The sequence below is a fragment of the Stenotrophomonas sp. NPDC077421 genome (assembly GCF_049545505.1).
Lineage (GTDB): Bacteria > Pseudomonadota > Gammaproteobacteria > Xanthomonadales > Xanthomonadaceae > Stenotrophomonas > Stenotrophomonas nematodicola.
Genome location: NZ_JBMWDP010000003.1, coordinates 141,575 through 158,704, shown reverse-complemented (window position 1 = coordinate 158,704; position 17,130 = coordinate 141,575). Strand labels below are relative to the sequence as shown.

Genomic DNA, 17,130 nt, shown 5'->3' with positions numbered 1-17,130 from the left:
GGAGATTCATATGCGTCAATCCGTTTCCGCCATTCGCGTGCTGTCCTTCGCGATTCTGGCCACCGCTACCCTCGTGGGCACCACCGGCTGCTTCAAGCGCGGCGCAAAGGGCGACTACGCGCTGGCGCCCGAAGTGCGTCCGCTGGAAATCCCGCCGGATCTGACCGTGCCCAGCATCACCGGCGGCGCGCAGGTGCCGGCATTGGCCTCGCAGGCGGTCAAGCCGGCCCCGGCGGCGTCCGCGCAGGCGCCGGCCAACAATGCCGGCTTCACCGTGGCTGGCAGCAAGGAAGACGTGTTCGCCAGGCTCGGCACCGCCCTGGAGTCGGTTGACGGCGTGAAGATCGCCAGCAAGGCCCAGCTGCTGGGCTCCTATGACGTGGCCTACGAAGGCAGCGACTTCCTGGTGCGCGTGGTGGCCGTGGATGCCGGCGCGTACATCTCGGCCGTTGACCCGCGGGGCCTGCCGGCTACCGGCGCTGCCCCGGTCAAGCTGCTGGGTGAGCTGAAGGCCAAGCTGGCACCGTAAGGTGCCGGCCGGTGAGGCCGGGCGCTGCCCGGCTGCACCCGGCGGTGGTCGAAAACAAAAAAGGCGCCGTGGGCGCCTTTTTTCGTTACCGCTCCAGCAACTTGAGCTTGTCCGGCTTGCCGTCCCACTCGCCGGCATCGGCGGGTGGGTCCTTGCGCACGGTCAGCACCGGCCAGGCCTTGGCCAGCTCTGCATTGAGCTCCACGAACACTTCCTGCCCGGCGGGCACGTCGTCTTCGGGGAAAATGGCGTTGACCGGGCATTCCGGCTCGCAGAGGGTGCAGTCGATGCACTCGTCCGGGTCGATCACCAGGAAGTTGGGACCCTCATGGAAGCAATCCACGGGGCACACTTCCACGCAATCGGTGTGTTTGCACTTGATGCAGTTTTCGGTGACGACAAAAGGCATGGCTGGATCTGAATCCGACAGTGAGCCGGACAATTCTAGAACAGGTTGGCCGCTGGCGCGGGATTCGATCTCACTTGGGCGTGCAACCGCCCGCGCACGCGGCGCCGCTCACCAGCGGAACGGGGTGTCGGGGAGGCCGGCGATGCCGGTGTCCACGGCGAACACGCTGCCGGCGTGCGGGGCGGCGGCGAGTTCGTCGGGGCCGTAGTCCAGGCGTGAGCTGGTGACCATCAGGCGGGTCAGGTCGGGCCCGCCGAATGCCACGCAGGTCGGGTTCTTCACCGGCATCGGCAGGATCCGGTCGATGCGGCCATCGGCGCCATAGCGCACCACCCGCGAGGCGCGCCACTGCGCGTTCCAGAGACCGCCCTCCGCGTCGATGATGGCGCCATCGGGTTCCCAGTGCGGCGATTCCAGCGATGCGAAGCGGCGCGGATGGCGACAGCGGGCGCTGTCTGCGTCGTAGTCGCAGCACCACAGCTCCGGCCGCACCGAATCGCAGTAGTACAGGGTGCCGCCGTCGGCGCTGAAGCAGATCGCGTTGGGAATCACGACGCCGGGCAGGCCGAGATCGCGCAGGCCGTGGCGCGCGCTGTACTGGTAGAAGCGACCCAGCGGCGCTTGCGCCGGATCTTCGTTCATGGTGCCGAAGACCAGGTTGCCGGCGCGGTCGGTGCGGCCATCATTGCTGCGGGTGCTGGCCACCTCGGGCTGCACATCGGCCAGCCAGTGCAGGGTGGGCTCGCCATTGGCGGTGTCCAGGTCCATCCGCTGCAGGGACCCGGCCAGAGCGAGCAGCAACTGGCCATCCGCGCCCTCGGCCAGGCAGCCGGGACGGTCCGGCAGCGCCCACTGGCGACGGGCGTCGGTAGCGGGGTGGTACTGCCACAGGCGTCGTTCGCTGATGTCCACCCAGAACAGGCATTGGCGACGGGGCGACCACAGGGCGCCTTCGCCGTGGGTGCAGCGGCTGTCGACCAGCAGGGTGGGGATGTGGGGGTGGCGGGGAGCGGTATCCGTCATCGGCTCGGGGGTGGGGAGCAGGGGCCCTGCATTCTGCCATTGCAGGCAGGTGCTGCCTGGGCCGGGGGCATGCGGCGGTGCACGATTGCACCGCCGCCGGCGACCCGGCCAAGATGATGGCTGCCGGTGGACAGCAGGGGGCGGGAACAGTGTGACGGCGCAGCGTAGCGGGCGGCGGGAGGCCCGCGAGAACCGCATCACCCTGTCCGCGCCGGGCTGATCCACGTCCTTCCTTTTCCTTCCGGATGCGCCCATGTCCACTGCGTCAGCCACCCTCGCCACGCGCGGGGAGAACACCGCCTTCATTGTTCTGATCAGTTGCGTGGCCACCATCGGTGGCTTCCTGTTCGGTTTCGACAGCGGCGTGATCAACGGTACCGTCGACGGCCTCAAGCAGACCTTCCACTCCAGTGAAGCCGGGATCGGCTTCGAGGTGGCCTCGATGCTGCTGGGCTGTGCGATCGGCGCGTTCTTCGCCGGGCGGCTCGGCGACCGCCTGGGTCGGCGCGGGGTGCTGATCATCGCCGCGGCACTGTTCCTGTTCTCGGCGCTGGGGGCGGGTGCGGCACACAGCTCGCTGGTATTCATCATCGCGCGGGTGATGGGCGGCTTCGCGGTCGGCGCGGCGAGCGTGATGTCGCCGGCCTACATCGCCGAGGTGGCCTCGGCGCGGTACCGGGGCCGGCTGGCCACGGTGCAGCAGATGGCCATCATCGGTGGCCTGTTCTGCGCGTTCCTGAGCAACTACCTGCTGGCGCGGGCGGCGGGCGCCTCCACCGAGGCGCTGTGGCTGGGCCAGGCGGCCTGGCGCTGGATGTTCTGGATGCAGGTGCTGCCCTCGCTGCTGTTCCTGGCCCTGCTGATGGTGATTCCGGAGAGCCCGCGCTTCCTGGTGGTCAAGGGCCGCCGGGAAGCGGCGCTGGCGGTGCTGACCCGGCTCTACGGAGCGCAGGAGGCGCGGCTCAAGATCACCGAGATCGAAGGCTCGCTTGCCCAGGACCAGCACCGCCCGCGCTTCTCCGACCTGCTCGGCAAAACCACGGGCCGGCTGCGCCCCATTGTCTGGGTCGGGATCGGCTTGGCCGTGTTCCAGCAGCTGGTCGGCATCAACGTGGTGTTCTATTACGGCGCGGTGCTGTGGCAGGCGGTCGGCTTCTCGGAGAACGACGCGTTGCTCATCAATGTGCTGTCCGGCGGGCTCAGCATCGGCGCCTGCCTGCTCACCGTGGTGCTGATCGACCGCATCGGCCGCCGTCCGCTGTTGTGGATCGGCTCGGTGGGCATGGCGGTGTCGCTGGCGCTGATGGTGGTGGCCTTCTCCAGCGGGACGCTGATGGACGGCCGGCTGCAGCTGTCCGATGCGATGGGCAGGCTGGCGCTGGTGGCGGCCAATGCCTACGTGGTGTTCTTCAACATGTCCTGGGGCCCGGTGATGTGGGTGATGCTGGGCGAGATGTTCCCCAACCAGATCCGGGGGTCGGGCCTGGCCGTGGCCGGGGCGGCGCAGTGGACCTCGAACTTCGCCATCACCGTGACGTTCCCGATGCTGCTGGCCGGCATCGGCCTGGCCGGCGCCTACGGCATCTATACCGCCGCAGCGGTGGTGTCGATCTTCTTCGTGCTGCGCTATGTCAAGGAGACCAAGGGCAGGGAGCTGGAGCAGATGGAAGGCTGACGGGGCGGCCGGACGCCGGGCCGCCCCGTGCGGCCCAACGCAAAAACCCCGCCGGAGCGGGGTTTTTGGCTTTTCTGCGCGACGACTGGTGCTCCCTAGGGGACTCGAACCCCTGTTTTAGCCTTGAGAGGGCCACGTCCTAACCTCTAGACGAAGGGAGCAGGCTTTGTCGCGAACTGCGCAGCGCGCTAGTATATTGACCTAGATGCCATTGGGCAATCCCGAAACTTCAACCGGAAGCGCCAACATCAATTCCTCTGCTACATCACCGTTCAGCCTGCGCGTGATCCCGCGCGACCAGCACAACATCTCCCGCAAGGACATCAGCCCCAACGCCCTGCGCGTCCTGTACCGGCTGCGCGATTCCGGGTTCGGCGCCTACCTGGTGGGTGGTGCCGTGCGCGACCTGCTGGTGAACGGAAGCCCCAAGGATTTCGACGTCGCCACCGACGCCACGCCCGAGCAGGTCAAGCAGTTGTTCCGCAACTGCCGGCTGATCGGCCGCCGCTTCCGCCTGGCGCACGTGGTGTTCGGCCGCGAGATCATCGAAGTGGCCACCTTCCGCGCCAACATCGATGACGGCAGCGGCGACCGCGAGATGGAAAACGGCATGCTGGTGCGCGACAACGTGTACGGCAGCATCGAAGACGACGCCATCCGCCGCGACTTCACCTGCAACGCGCTGTACTACGCCATCGAAGACTTCTCGGTGCGCGATTACACCGGCGGCTTTGAAGACGTGCAGGCACGCCTGATGAAGCTGATCGGCGATCCCGAGCAGCGCTACCAGGAAGACCCGGTGCGCATGCTGCGCGCGGTGCGCCTGGCGGCCAAGCTCGGGTTCCAGATCGAAGACGCCACTGCCGAGCCGCTGCCGCGCCTGGCCAATCTGCTGTCCGAAGCCGCGCCGGCGCGCCTGTTCGAGGAAGTGCTGAAGCTGTTCCTGTCCGGGCACGGCGTGGCCAGCTTCGAAGGGCTGGAACGCTACGGCCTGCTGCAGGTGATGTTCCCGGAGAGCGCGGCCGCGTTGCGCAGCAACCGCAGCGGTGCGCTGCGCCGGATGGTGATCGAAGGCCTGCACAACACCGATCTGCGCGTGGCCAATGACGAGCCGGTGTCGCCGTCGTTCCTGTTCGCGCTGCTGCTGTGGCCGGCGTTCTGCCGCGCGCTGGCCACCCTGCAGAAGCAGGGCGTGGCACTGGAAGAAGCGCAGCGTCGCGCCGCCGACCGCGTGACCCTGCACCAGCTCACCACCATTGCGCTGCCGCGCCGGTTCTCGCTGCCGATGCAGGAGATCTGGCTGCTGCAGGGGCGTTTCAGCTCGCGCCAGCGCAAGCGCGTGTTCCGCACCTTGACCCACCCGCGCTTCCGCGCCGCGTTCGACTTCCTGGTCCTGCGCCAGGTAGCCTCCAGCGAGCACCAGGCCGATGTGGAGTTCTGGCGCGAGGCCCAGCAGCAGTCCGGCCACGAACTGGACTCCACGCTCGACGCGGCCCATGCCGATGCCGAGCTGGACGGGGAAGACGGTGCGCCGCGCAAGCGTCGCCGTCGCCGTCGCCGGCCCGCCGGCGGGCCTGCCGCCAGCGAGTAAGCCGTGACCCTGGCCTGTATCGGGTTGGGCGCCAACCTCGGGGACGCCGCGCAGACCCTGCGCGATGCGTTCCAGGCGCTGGCGGCGCTGCCGCACACCACGCTGCGGGCGCGCTCGCAGTTGTATGGCACGCCGGCGTGGGGCAACGTGGACCAGCCGCCCTTCGTCAATGCCGCTGCCGTGCTGGACACCGCGCTGGCCGCCCCGGTCCTGCTGGAGGCGCTGCTGGCGATCGAGCGCGACTTCGGCCGGGTCCGCGAGCCGGGCCTGCACTGGGGGCCGCGCACGCTGGACCTGGATGTGCTGCTGTACGGTGAGGAGGTCATCGACCTGCCGCAGTTGAAGGTGCCGCATCCCCATCTGCACGAACGTGCGTTCGCGTTGCTGCCGCTGGCTGAAATCGCCGGTGAGGCGCTGATTCCAGGACGTGGCCGCGTGCGGAATGCTGCAATGCAGGTGGAGGCCTGCGGGATCGCTCCAATAGGAGGATAATGCGGGGCTTATCGCCACCGGTTATCAGCTCATGAGTACCCACGCAGACAGCAAGCCCTGGACCGTCCCCGCGCTGGCGGAGGCCAAGCGCAACGGGCAGAAGCTGGTGATGTTGACCGCTTACGATGCTGGCTTCGCGCGCAGTTTCGATGCCAACGGGGTCGATCTGATCCTGATCGGCGACTCGCTGGGCATGGTGGTGCAGGGGCACGATTCGACCCTGCCGGTCACCACCGACGACATGGTCTACCACACCCGCGCCGTGGCCCGGGTGGTGCAGCGCGCGCTGGTGATCGCCGACCTGCCGTTCAGCGCGGACGCGAGCCCGGAACGTGCCTTCGAGGCCTCGGTGCGCCTGCTGCAGGCCGGTGCCGAGATGGTCAAGATCGAGGGCGCCGGCTTCAAGCTGGACGTGATCCGTTATCTGGTCGAGCGCGAGATTCCGGTCTGCTCGCACCTGGGCCTGACCCCGCAGTCGGTGCTGCGTCTGGGCGGTTACCGCGTGCAGGGGCGTGGCGATGCTGCCCGCCAGCTGGTCGAGGATGCCAAGGCCGTTGTCGAGGCGGGCGCCACCCTCATGGTGCTGGAGTGCCTGCCCACGCCGGTGGCCGCTGCGGTCACCGCGGCCGTGACGGTGCCGACCATCGGCATTGGCGCCGGCCCGGCGTGCGACGGCCAGGTGCTGGTCCTGCATGATTTCCTCGGCCTGGACAGCGGCCATCGCCGGCCCAAGTTCGTCAAGGATTTCCTGGCCGAGGGCGGTTCCATCGCCGGCGCCGTCCGTGCCTTTGCCGACGCCGTGCGCGACGGCTCCTTCCCCGACGCAGAACACGCCTACGCCTCATGATCGACACCGTCACCGAACTGTCCCGCCTGCGCGCCGTCGTCAACGGCTGGAAGCGTGAGGGCCTGCGCGTCGCGCTGGTGCCCACGATGGGCAACCTGCACGCGGGCCACTACTCGCTGGTGACGCTGGCGCGGCAGTACGCCGACCGCGTGGTTTCCAGCGTCTTCGTCAACCCGACCCAGTTCGGCCCGAACGAGGACTTCACCCGCTACCCGCGCACGCCCGAGGCCGACACATCCGGCCTGGAGCAGGCCGGCTGCGACGTGCTGTGGCTGCCCACGGTCGAATCGATGTATCCGTTCGGCGTGGCGTTGGCCGCCAGCGTCAACGTGCCCGGCATCAGCGGGCTGCTGGAAGGCGCGCACCGCCCGGGCCATTTCGACGGCGTCTGCACCGTGGTCTCGCGGCTGTTCAACCAGGTCCAGCCGGACGTGGCCGCGTTCGGCAAGAAGGACTATCAGCAGCTGGCGGTGATCCGCCAGATGGTGGAGGACCTGGCCTTCCCGATCCAGATCGTCGGTGGCGACATCGTGCGCGAGGCCGACGGCCTGGCCATGAGCTCGCGCAACCAGTACCTCAACGCTGAGCATCGCCAGGTGTCCACCACCATCCACCAGGTGCTGCTGGCCATGCGCGAAGGCTTCATCGGCGGCAAGGCACGCACCCTGATCGAGGCGGAGGCCACCGCCGCGCTGCAGGCCGCCGGCTTCCAGGTCGACTACGCCGTGGTGCGCCTGCCGGACCTGTCCGAACCGGCCGATGCCGACGATGGCACGCGGGTGGCCCTGATCGCCGCCCGCATCGGCACCACCCGGTTGATCGACAACCTGGAGTTCTGAGCCGCCGGGCGGCGGCCCGCCGGCCGCCACCCGCCGCTGCCGTCATCTGCCTGAACCGCCGGCAGCGGGCAGGGCGCACCCCCTGCCGCCTGCCGCCCGGGTGCTAGAATTTCCCTTTCCTTTACCGTTGTCGCGTGCCATGCACCTCTCCCTGCTCAAGACCAAGATCCATCGCGCCACCGTCACTCACTCCGAGCTGAACTACGAAGGTTCCATCGCCATCGATGACAACCTGCTGCAGGCCACCGGCATCCGCGAGTTTGAACAGGTGCATATCTGGGACGTCACCAACGGTGCGCGTTTCTCCACCTATGCGATCCGTGCCGAGGCCGGCAGCGGCGTGGTCTCGCTCAACGGCGGCGCGGCGCGCCACGTGCAGGTGGGCGACATCATCATCATTGCCGCCTTCGCCAGCATGAGCGAAGAAGAAGCTGACAGCTTCAAGCCGAAGTTGGTATATGTGGACGGCAAGAACCAGATCTCCCACACCAACGACACCATTCCGACCCAGGCCGCATGACACAGCACAACGGATTCGACCCGCTTCATTCCCATGCCCAGCGCCTGCGCGGCGCCAGCATCCCGTCGCTGCTTGCTGCCGAACCGGAGCGGGCACGAACGTTGGGGCTGCGGGTGGGTCCGTTGTACGTCAATTTCGCGCGGCAGAAGGTCGACCGCGCGGCGTTGGATGCGTTGCTGGACCTGGCGGCCGGATGCGATGTCGCCGGTGGCCTCCAGCGCCTGTTCCGCGGTGAAACGGTCAACGTGACCGAAGGCCGCGCGGCGCTGCATACCGCGCTGCGCGGCGACCTCAGTGGCGCACCCGTGGCGGGCGAGGCCTTCGCCACCGCCGCGCAGGTGCGGGCGCGGATGGGCGAACTGATCACGGCGCTGGAGCAGACCAACGTCACCGATATCGTCAGCGTCGGCATCGGCGGGTCGGACCTTGGTCCGCGCCTGGTCGCCGATGCGCTGCGTCCGGTGAGTGGCGCACGCTTCCGCGTGCATTTCGTATCGAACGTGGACGGCGCGGCCATGCAGCGCACGCTGGCCACGCTGGACCCGGCCACCACGGCCGGCATCCTGATTTCCAAGACCTTCGGCACCCAGGAAACCCTGCTCAACGGGCAGATCCTGCACGACTGGCTGGGCGGCAGCGATCGTCTGTACGCCGTCAGTGCCAATCCCGAACGCGCCGCCAAGGCGTTCTCGATCGCCGCCGGCCGCGTGCTGCCGATGTGGGACTGGGTGGGGGGGCGCTATTCGCTGTGGTCGGCGGTCGGCTTCCCGATCGCGCTGGCCATCGGCTTCAAGGGCTTCGAGCAGCTGCTCGACGGCGCGGCGCAGATGGACGCGCACGCGCTGAACGCACCGCTGGACCAGAACCTGCCGGTGCTGCATGCGCTGACCGATATCTGGAACCGTAATCTGCTTGGCCATGCCACCCATGCGGTGATGACCTACGACCAGCGGCTTGCGCTGCTGCCGGCCTACCTGCAGCAGCTGGTGATGGAAAGCCTGGGCAAGCGCGTGCAGCGCGACGGCAGCCCGGTCACCACCGACACCGTGCCGGTGTGGTGGGGCGGGGCGGGCACGGACGTGCAGCACAGCTTCTTCCAGGCGCTGCACCAGGGCACCAGTGTCATTCCGGCCGATTTCATCGGCTGCGTGCACAACGATGATCCCTATGTGGTCAACCACCAGGCGCTGATGGCCAACCTGCTGGCGCAGACCGAGGCGCTGGCCAATGGCCAGAGCAGCGACGACCCGCACCGCGATTACCCGGGCGGCCGCCCCAGCACCATGATCCTGCTCGACGCGCTCACCCCGCAGTCGCTGGGCGCCCTGATCGCGATGTACGAACACGCCGTGTACGTGCAGTCGCTGATCTGGAACATCAACGCCTTCGACCAGTTCGGCGTGGAGCTGGGCAAACAGCTGGCCAGCCAGCTGCTGCCGGCGCTGCAGGGCGACGCGGCCGCCATCACCGACCCGGTGACGCTGGAGCTGCTGGCCCGCCTGAAGGCCTGACCGCATCCCAACCCGTAGCGCCGACCAACGGTCGGCGCTATCTGCTGGGGTCGCGCTCGGGGCTCGGCCGCTTGGCCAGCTTGCGCTGCAGCGAACGGCGGTGCATGCCGAGCAGGCGCGCGGCGGCGGAGACGTTGCCGCCGGTTTCGTGCATGGCCTGCTGGATGTGCTCCCACTGCAGGCGACTGATCGGGGTCATCGCATCCGGTGGCTCAAGATCGCCGTCGTCGGCCGGGCCGTCGTCTTCCTCGCCCAGCGCACGCAGAATCATCGGCACTGTGGCCGGCTTGGGCAGGTAGTCGTCGGCGCCCAGCTTGATCGCCTCCACGGCGGTGGCGATGCTGGCGTAACCGGTGACCAGCAGAATGCGCATGTCCTCGCGCAACGCGCGCAGCGGCTGGATCAGCGCCAGACCGGATTCGGCGCCCAGCTTGAGATCGATCAGGGCAAAGGCCGGCGGCTGCTGACGGGCCAGCAACAGCGCCGAGGCGATGTCGCTGGCGGTGACGGTGTCCAAGCCCTTTCGCGCCAGGCTGCGCTGCAGAGTGCGCAGGTACAGTTCGTCGTCGTCGACGAGCAGGCCGTGGAGGGCCGGCGCGGTGCCGGGTACCGGAGTGTAGGGGGTCATGCGGAAGTCTCCCGGGGGGACAAGGGCAGGCGGAAGCCGACGCGGGTGCCGGCACCGTGGGCCGGACGCATCCACAGTTCGCCTTCCAGCCGCTCGATGGTGGCATGCGACAGGGCCAGGCCAACGCCCATGCCCTCGGTCTTGCCGCTGTTGAAGAGCGTGCCGGGCAGCACCGCCTGGCGCGCATCGAAACCGTGGCCGTAATCGCGGACTTCGCCGATCAGGTCCTCGCCCTGGATGCGCAGGGTGAGATCGACCTGCGGGCGCTCGGCTTTCTCACCGGCATCGGCGGCATTGTTGAGCAGCACCATCAGCAGGTGGCCGATGCCGGGATCCAGTGGCAGGTCCAGCGGGGCATCGTCATTGCGCTTGAGGGTGATGGTCGGGCGCACCAGCCGCCACTGTTCGAGTACCTGAGGCAGGGTCACCCGGTCGCGGCCGGAGCTTTCGCCCGCCGCCGGGCGGGCCAGCGCCAGCACGCGTTCGCGGCATTGCACCAGCAGCTCGCGCAGGGTCTCCACGTCGTCGCGGACCTCGCTGCTGTCGGTCTGGTCGGCGATGTCGTCGGCGAGCAGGGTCATTGTCGCCAGCGGCGTGTTGAGCTCATGCGCCACCGAGGCGGCATGCGTGGCCAGCGCGACGATGCCTTCGTTGCGCACGAAGCGCTCGCGCAGCAGCGCCAGTTCGTGCTCGCGATGGCGCAGGGCGATGGCCAGCCGGGTGGCGAACACCAGCACCACCGTGGCCGACAGCAGGAAGTTGCAGACCACGCCCCACTGGTGCATCTGCATCGCGGTGAAGTAGCCGGCCGGCAGCGGAACGCCGAACAGGCCGCTGACGGCATAGCCGATCAGACAGGCGGCGGCCACCGCCAGGGTCCAGCGCAGCGGCAGGGCGAGCGCGGCCAGGGCGATCAGAATCAGGAACAGCGAACCGAACGGATTGGCGATGCCGCCGCTCCAGCCGACCATCCAGGTCAGGACGGTGACGTCGACCAGGATGTGGCAGAACGCGGTCAGCGGCGCGGTGTCGGCGTCATGCACCCGCCATTGGGCGTAGAGATTGAACAGGGCCAGCGCCGCCACGCCGGCCCAGAGGGGGCGCTGCGACAGCTCCAGGCCCAGCACCCAGGTGGCGACAAGGATGGTGGCCGCCTGGCCGGCCACGGCCAGCCAGCGCAGACTGCACAGCGTTCGGAGGAAGGGGGCGTCGGGACCGGTCATTGCCCGCCCATCGTATGCGTTCAGCGGGCCGGCTGCCTGCGACAATCGGCCGCATCGGACGGACGGCACCGAAAATGAGTGCCGTCCAACGGCCGGCACCTACGCGCGCGCCGGGCGCGCTAAAATGCCCGGATGCACGATGCCGTTACCCGACCGACCCAACCCGCCGACACCACCGTGTGGGCCCGCCGCCAGACCCAGCCCGTCCGCATTGGCGGCGTGGTGGTCGGTGGTGGCCATCCCGTGGTGGTCCAGTCGATGACCAACACCGACACCGCCAATGTTGCCGCCAGCGTCAAGCAGGTGGCCGAGCTGTGGCGGGCCGGATCGGAAATGGTGCGGCTGACGGTCAACAACCCCGAATCGGCAGCGGCGATCCCGCGTATCGTCGAGAAGCTGCGGATGATGGGGATCGACGTCCCCCTGATCGGCGACTTCCACTACAACGGCCATCAGCTGTTGACCCAGGAACCGGCCTGCGCCGAGGCCCTGGCCAAATACCGCATCAACCCGGGCAACGTCGGCTTCGGCAAGAAGAAGGACACCCAGTTCGCCCAGTTGATCGAGTTCGCGATCCGCTACGACAAGCCGGTGCGCATCGGCGCCAACTGGGGCTCGCTGGACCAGTCGCTGGCCGCACGCCTGATGGACGAGAACAGCCAGCGCGCACAACCGTGGGATGCCGGCCGGGTGCTGCGCGAGGCGCTGATCCGTTCGGCGCTGGATTCGGCCCATACGGCCGTGGAACTGGGCCTGCCGCGTGATCGCATCGTGCTTTCGGCCAAGGTCAGCGGCGTGCAGGAACTGATCGCGGTCTATCGCGACCTGGCCCAGCGCTCGGACTTTGCCCTGCACCTGGGGCTGACCGAGGCCGGCATCGGCAGCAAGGGCATCGTCGCCTCCTCGGCGGCGCTGGCGGTGCTGCTGCAGGAAGGCATCGGCGACACCATCCGCATTTCGCTCACCCCCGAACCGGGGCAGTCGCGCACCGCCGAGGTGATCGTGGCCCAGGAGCTGCTGCAGACCACCGGCCAGCGCGCGTTCACGCCGCTGGTCACAGCCTGCCCGGGCTGCGGACGCACCACTTCCGAGTTCTTCCAGGAGCTGGCCAAGGTGGTGCAGAACCACGTGCGCGGCAAGATGCCGGAATGGAAAGTGAGCCACCCGGGCGCGGAGAACATGACCCTGGCGGTGATGGGCTGCATCGTCAACGGGCCGGGTGAATCGCGCCATGCCAACATCGGCATCTCGCTGCCGGGCACCGGTGAGAGCCCGGCCGCGCCGGTGTTCGTCGACGGCGAAAAGACGGTGACCCTGCGCGGCGACAACATCGCCCAGGACTTCGTGGCGTTGATCGACGACTACGTCGAACGGACCTATGTCCGACGTGTCGGATAAGCCCACGGTGCTGGCCGCACCGGAGCCGGCCGCCGGGTTCCGCCACTGGATGGGCCACAACGCGTGGCGCTTTGTCCTGCTGTTCGTGGGCGTCCTGCTGCCGCTGGCCGGGTTTGTCGCATTGGCCGACGAAGTGCACGAACTGGAATCGATCCATTTCGACGCGCCGCTGCTGTGGAAGATGCATGGCCTGCATTCGCCCGGCCTGGACCGCTTCTTCGTGCTGCTGTCCAAGCTGGGCTACGAGTGGTTCCTGATCCCGGCCGACGTGCTCATCGTGGCCGCGCTGCTGTGGCGACGACGCTGGCGGGAAGCCAGTTTCGTGGCGATCTGTTTCGTGGGCTCGGCGTTGTTGAACCTGGGCAGCAAGCAGTTCTTCCAGCGTGACCGCCCCAGCCTGTGGGAATCGATCGCCCCGGAGAGCACATTCAGCTTCCCGAGTGGCCACGCGATGGGCTCGATGACGCTGGCGGTCACCCTGATGCTGCTGGCCTGGGACACCCGCTGGCGCTGGCCGGTGCTGATCCTGGCCGGTACGTTCGCCCTGCTGGTGAGCGTGTCGCGGGTGTATCTGGGCGTGCATTACCCGTCCGACATCCTGGCCGGGTGGTGTGCCGCCGTGGTTTGGGTGGTAGGGTGTTTCCTGGTGATGTTCCGGCGCCGCCACCCGTGGCGGCATCGCAACTGACCCGGACACGGCACGAATCGCACCGGGGAGAGGTGCGGTGACGCGGGGAGCGTCGTTGCCGATAGGCTGAGTAAACCAGGGTTGCCTTCATTGAAAGGCAAGGGGAAGGGGCTTCCAGAAGCGGATGTGATGTCAACACCAGAATGGACGATGCAATGCGTGTTCATTCTTGTGATCGTCGTGTCCCGCCGTTAGGCTGGCCCCCGTTAGCAGCGTTTGAAGAGGTACGTGCATGACGATTCGAGTGTATCTGGTGGACGATCATGCGCTGGTGCGTACCGGCATGAAGATGATCCTCTCCAACGAGACCGACATGGACGTGGTCGGCGAGGCCGAGTCCTGCGAGGACGCGCTGCCGGAAATCCGTCAATTGCGTCCGGACGTGGTGCTGTGTGATCTGCACCTGCCTGGCGTCAGCGGCATGGAAGTCACCGAGCGCGTGGTCCGTGGCGATCACGGAACGCGGGTGGTGATCGTGTCGGTGCTGGAAGATGGCCCCATGCCCAAGCGGCTGCTTGAAGCCGGCGCGTCCGGGTACATCGGCAAGGCCTGCGATGCGCAGGAACTGCTGCGTGCCGTACGCGACGCCGCGCTGGGCCGCCGTTACCTGGGCAGCAGCATCGCCCAGAACCTGGCGCTCTCGAACGTGGAAGGCAGCCACTCGCCGTTCGATGCGCTGTCGCCGCGCGAACTGGAAGTGGCCCTGCTGCTGACCCAGGGCCTGCGCCAGGAGGACATTGCCAAGCGTCTGAGCCTCAGTGCCAAGACCGTCAATACGCACAAGGCGCGCCTGTTCGAAAAGATGGGCATCAGCGACAACATCGCCCTGGCACGCATGGCCAGCCAGTACGGCCTGGTGGACCCGGCGCGACCAATGTAATCCGCGCCGGTGTCGTCGGCGGCAGCGGGGCGATGCCCGGCCGCCGTTGCCTCACCTGGCGCGGACGCGCGCCACGATCTTCGCCGCCTGGGCCGCGCTCTCGCGCACCTTGTCCCAGTCGCCGTTGTCGATCCAGTTGCCCGGCACCATCCACGAGCCGCCGATGCAGACCACGTTCTTCTGCTCCAGATACTCTGCGGCGGTGGTTTCGGTGATGCCGCCGGTCGGGCAGAGCTTCAGGTCCGGAATCGGACCGGCCAGGCCCTTGATCATCGCCAGGCCGCCCACCGCCGAGGCCGGGAACAGCTTGCAGACGCGGAAGCCGCGTGCATACAGCGCCAGCATTTCGGTCGGCGAGGCCGCTCCCGGCACCACCGGCAACGGGGCCGCGGCAAGCGCATCGGCCATAGGCGCCGGCGTTCCCGGCGTCACCAGGAAATCCGCGCCGGCATCGATCGACTGCTGCATCTGCTCCACGGTCAACACCGTGCCCGCGCCCACCACCACGTCCGGCAGCTCGCGTTTGAGCATCGCCAGTGCCTCCATCGCAATCGGCGTGCGCAGCGTCAGCTCGATCGCCGGCAGGCCGCCTTCCAACAGCGCCGCACTGACCGCGCGTGCCTGGTCCAGGGTGTGCACGGTGACGACGGGCAGGATGCCGGCGGCGTGGAGGAGGGATTCAGCGCGTTTCTGGTGTTCGGCAATGCTCATGAAAATGTCTTCCTGTTGATCGGGTCGACCACGTGTTGGCCGGAGACCCCAAAGGCCGGCCAGAGGCCGGCGCTACCGAATTGGCCGACGCCAACAAAGCGCCGCACTGTGTCGTGAGGCGGTTGGTGAATCGCGTAACGGTCGCGAATCAGCCAGTGAGGCGCCGCCATCTGTCGAGAGGTGGCGGGTTCACGGCGTGTCCCGGAAACCCCACCGCCGCGCTCGGCGATAAACCGTCAGGCGTCCTTGGCCTCATGCGGCGCAAGCGCTGCCTCGGCGTCGTGCCCCAGCTCGTACTCCGCGTCGTAGTTCCAGATGTCGCCGTCGGCGGCAGCCGGCCCACACGAGATCGAAATCGCGCCCTGGTCGGCCGGTCCCACCAGGCGGCGGTTCATCGCGAACAGATTGCGGCCCAGATCGTGCGCTGCCGGTGCCGTGTTCGGCGCCAGCGTGCGCGCCGCCCATTCGGCCGGATCAACCAGTACGTCCAGCGTGCCTGCCTCGCCATCCATCCGGATGATGTCGCCTTCGCGCACGCGCGCCAGCGGACCGCCGCGCGATGCCTCCGGCGTCATGTGGATCGCCGCCGGGAATTTGCCCGACGCGCCGGACAGACGGCCATCGGTCACCAGCGCCACGCGCCGGCCCTGGTTCTGCAGCAGGCCCAGCAAGGGCGCCAGCGAGTGCAGCTCCGGCATGCCGTTCGCGCGCGGACCCTGGTAGCGCACCACGGCCACGAAATCATGCGGCAGCATCCCGGCCGCGTGCAGCTTGTTCAGCACCTGCGGCGCATCCACCACCACCGCCGGCGCCTCGATCGTGCGGTACTGCGGCTTCACCGCCGACAGCTTGATCAGCGAACGCCCCAGATTGCCGCGCAGCAGGCGCAGGCCACCCTGTGCCTCGAACGGGTCGGCCACCCCGCGCACCACCTCGGTGTCGGCGCTCTCGGTGATGCCATCGATCCAGGTCAGCGCGCCGTCGCGCAGGGCCGGCTCCTGCCCGTACTGGCGCATCCCGCCGACCGCCACCGTGGCCAGGTCCGCATGCATCAGCCCCGCATCCATCAGCTCGCGGAACACGAACGCCGTGCCGCCGGCCGCCGCGAAACGGTTCACGTCGGCTTCGCCGTTCGGATAGACCCGCGCCAGCAATGGAATCAGCTGCGACAGCTGGTCCATGTCGTCCCAGGTCAGCACGATCCCGGCGGCACGTGCCACGGCGATCCAGTGGATCGTGTGGTTGGTCGAGCCACCGGTCGCCATCAGCGTCACGATGGCATTGACGATCGCGCGCTCGTCGATCAGGCGGCCCAGCGGACGGAAGTCGTCGCCCAGCGCACTGATCTCCAGCGCACGCGCGCCCGCATGACGGGTCAGTGCATCGCGCAGCGGCGTATCCGGATTGACGAACGACGCACCGGGCAACTGCACGCCCATTGCTTCCAGCAGCGTCTGATTGGAATTGGCCGTGCCGTAGAACGTGCAGGTGCCTGCGCCGTGATAGGACGCCGCTTCCACTTCCAGCAGCTCCTCGCGGGTTGCCTGGCCGGCCGCGTAGCGCTCGCGGACTTCGGCCTTCTGCTTGTTCGGAATGCCCGGCGTCATCGGCCCGGCCGGCAGGAAGATCGCCGGCAGATGGCCGAAGGCCAGTGCGCCGATCAGCAGGCCCGGCACGATCTTGTCGCAGACACCGAGGTAGACGGTGGCATCGAACATGTCGTGGCTCAGCCCGATCGCGGTCGACTGTGCGATCACATCACGCGAGAACAGCGACAGTTCCATGCCGCCGCGGCCCTGGGTGACGCCATCGCACATCGCCGGCACACCACCGGCCACCTGTGCCGTGGCGCCGAGCTCGCGGGCGGTGTCGCGCAGGATGTCCGGATAACGTTCGAACGGCTGGTGCGCCGACAGCATGTCGTTGTAGGCGGTGATGATGCCCAGGTTCGGCGTCACCCCGCCGCGCAGGCGGCTCTTGTCGGTGGGGCCGCAGGCCGCGAAACCGTGGGCGAGGTTGCCGCAGCTCAGGCGCGAACGGAACGGACCGTCGCGCAGCGCGGCGTCGATGCCGGCCAGGTAGGCGGCGCGCGAGGCGGCGCTGCGCTGGACGATGCGTTCGGTGATGGCATGGAGTTTGGGATGCAGGCTCATTGGCTACCGGCTA

17 protein-coding genes and 1 tRNA gene are annotated in these 17,130 nt (G+C 68.2%); 11 read left to right on the top strand and 7 right to left on the bottom strand.

The features are described from left to right. Positions 1-10 precede the first annotated feature (10 nt). Complete coding sequence (locus tag ACPEH1_RS03015) at positions 11-529, top strand: hypothetical protein (protein WP_423715205.1); 519 nt, start codon at positions 11-13, stop codon at positions 527-529. 85 nt (positions 530-614) lie between these two features. Here ACPEH1_RS03015 and fdxA read toward each other — a convergent pair whose 3' ends face one another. Continuing rightward, entirely contained in the window at positions 615-938 is a 324-nt protein-coding gene (fdxA, locus tag ACPEH1_RS03010) for a ferredoxin FdxA (protein ID WP_017356700.1), read from the bottom strand. A 108-nt stretch (positions 939-1,046) separates the two neighbouring features. Continuing rightward, positions 1,047-1,982: an SMP-30/gluconolactonase/LRE family protein gene (locus ACPEH1_RS03005; protein ID WP_423715220.1), complete on the bottom strand. Its 936-nt coding sequence runs from the start codon at positions 1,980-1,982 to the stop codon at positions 1,047-1,049. A gap of 232 nt (positions 1,983-2,214) precedes the next feature. On the opposite strand from ACPEH1_RS03005, the gene ACPEH1_RS03000 reads away from it, so the two are divergent. After that, positions 2,215-3,636, top strand: a complete 1,422-nt coding sequence (locus tag ACPEH1_RS03000) for a sugar porter family MFS transporter (RefSeq protein WP_136005841.1) — start codon at positions 2,215-2,217, stop codon at positions 3,634-3,636. 86 nt (positions 3,637-3,722) lie between these two features. Here ACPEH1_RS03000 and ACPEH1_RS02995 read toward each other — a convergent pair. Beyond that, positions 3,723-3,797, bottom strand: a tRNA-Glu gene (locus ACPEH1_RS02995). A 50-nt stretch (positions 3,798-3,847) separates the two neighbouring features. Here ACPEH1_RS02995 and pcnB point away from each other — a divergent pair. The 6 genes from pcnB (at position 3,848) to pgi (ending at position 9,436) form a co-directional block, all read left to right on the top strand. Further along, complete coding sequence (pcnB, locus tag ACPEH1_RS02990) at positions 3,848-5,227, top strand: polynucleotide adenylyltransferase PcnB (protein WP_423715218.1); 1,380 nt, start codon at positions 3,848-3,850, stop codon at positions 5,225-5,227. Positions 5,228-5,230: 3 nt separating this feature from the next. Beyond that, positions 5,231-5,719 carry a 2-amino-4-hydroxy-6-hydroxymethyldihydropteridine diphosphokinase gene (folK, locus tag ACPEH1_RS02985; protein WP_017355947.1) on the top strand — a complete coding sequence of 163 codons (489 nt, stop codon included), beginning with the start codon at positions 5,231-5,233 and terminating at the stop codon, positions 5,717-5,719. A 31-nt stretch (positions 5,720-5,750) separates the two neighbouring features. Then, positions 5,751-6,566 carry a 3-methyl-2-oxobutanoate hydroxymethyltransferase gene (gene panB / locus ACPEH1_RS02980; RefSeq protein ID WP_423715203.1) on the top strand — a complete coding sequence of 272 codons (816 nt, stop codon included), beginning with the start codon at positions 5,751-5,753 and terminating at the stop codon, positions 6,564-6,566. Then, positions 6,563-7,405, top strand: a complete 843-nt coding sequence (gene panC, locus ACPEH1_RS02975) for a pantoate--beta-alanine ligase (protein WP_017355949.1) — start codon at positions 6,563-6,565, stop codon at positions 7,403-7,405. Before panB ends, panC begins: the two co-directional genes overlap by 4 nt. 139 nt (positions 7,406-7,544) lie before the next feature. Beyond that, the gene (panD, locus tag ACPEH1_RS02970) at positions 7,545-7,925 is read left to right on the top strand and encodes an aspartate 1-decarboxylase (protein ID WP_017355950.1); all 381 of its coding nucleotides are present in this window, start codon (positions 7,545-7,547) and stop codon (positions 7,923-7,925) included. Next, on the top strand, positions 7,922-9,436 hold the full coding sequence (gene pgi / locus ACPEH1_RS02965) for a glucose-6-phosphate isomerase (protein ID WP_136005846.1): 1,515 nt from the start codon (positions 7,922-7,924) through the stop codon (positions 9,434-9,436). The genes panD and pgi overlap by 4 nt, the downstream gene beginning before the upstream one ends. Positions 9,437-9,473: 37 nt before the next feature. Here pgi and ACPEH1_RS02960 read toward each other — a convergent pair whose 3' ends face one another. Both ACPEH1_RS02960 and ACPEH1_RS02955 read right to left on the bottom strand, forming a co-directional pair. Beyond that, positions 9,474-10,064 carry a response regulator transcription factor gene (locus ACPEH1_RS02960; protein WP_017355952.1) on the bottom strand — a complete coding sequence of 197 codons (591 nt, stop codon included), beginning with the start codon at positions 10,062-10,064 and terminating at the stop codon, positions 9,474-9,476. Continuing rightward, entirely contained in the window at positions 10,061-11,287 is a 1,227-nt protein-coding gene (locus ACPEH1_RS02955) for an ATP-binding protein (RefSeq protein ID WP_017355953.1), read from the bottom strand. Before ACPEH1_RS02955 ends, ACPEH1_RS02960 begins: the two co-directional genes overlap by 4 nt. 132 nt (positions 11,288-11,419) lie before the next feature. Here ACPEH1_RS02955 and ispG point away from each other — a divergent pair, with 132 nt between their 5' ends. From ispG to ACPEH1_RS02940, 3 genes are all read left to right on the top strand, one after another. Next, the gene (gene ispG / locus ACPEH1_RS02950) at positions 11,420-12,685 is read left to right on the top strand and encodes a flavodoxin-dependent (E)-4-hydroxy-3-methylbut-2-enyl-diphosphate synthase (RefSeq protein ID WP_423715202.1); all 1,266 of its coding nucleotides are present in this window, start codon (positions 11,420-11,422) and stop codon (positions 12,683-12,685) included. Then, positions 12,666-13,373, top strand: coding sequence for a phosphatase PAP2 family protein (locus ACPEH1_RS02945; protein WP_017355955.1), 708 nt, complete (start codon positions 12,666-12,668; stop codon positions 13,371-13,373). Before ispG ends, ACPEH1_RS02945 begins: the two co-directional genes overlap by 20 nt. Positions 13,374-13,605: 232 nt before the next feature. Further along, positions 13,606-14,253: a response regulator gene (locus ACPEH1_RS02940; RefSeq protein WP_423715201.1), complete on the top strand. Its 648-nt coding sequence runs from the start codon at positions 13,606-13,608 to the stop codon at positions 14,251-14,253. A 51-nt stretch (positions 14,254-14,304) separates the two neighbouring features. On the opposite strand, the gene ACPEH1_RS02935 is transcribed toward ACPEH1_RS02940, so the two are convergent. Both ACPEH1_RS02935 and edd read right to left on the bottom strand, forming a co-directional pair. Further along, on the bottom strand, positions 14,305-14,964 hold the full coding sequence (locus ACPEH1_RS02935; protein ID WP_136005853.1) for a bifunctional 4-hydroxy-2-oxoglutarate aldolase/2-dehydro-3-deoxy-phosphogluconate aldolase: 660 nt from the start codon (positions 14,962-14,964) through the stop codon (positions 14,305-14,307). Positions 14,965-15,200: 236 nt separating this feature from the next. After that, positions 15,201-17,117 carry a phosphogluconate dehydratase gene (gene edd / locus ACPEH1_RS02930; RefSeq protein WP_423715200.1) on the bottom strand — a complete coding sequence of 639 codons (1,917 nt, stop codon included), beginning with the start codon at positions 17,115-17,117 and terminating at the stop codon, positions 15,201-15,203. Between the last annotated feature and the right edge of the window lie 13 nt (positions 17,118-17,130).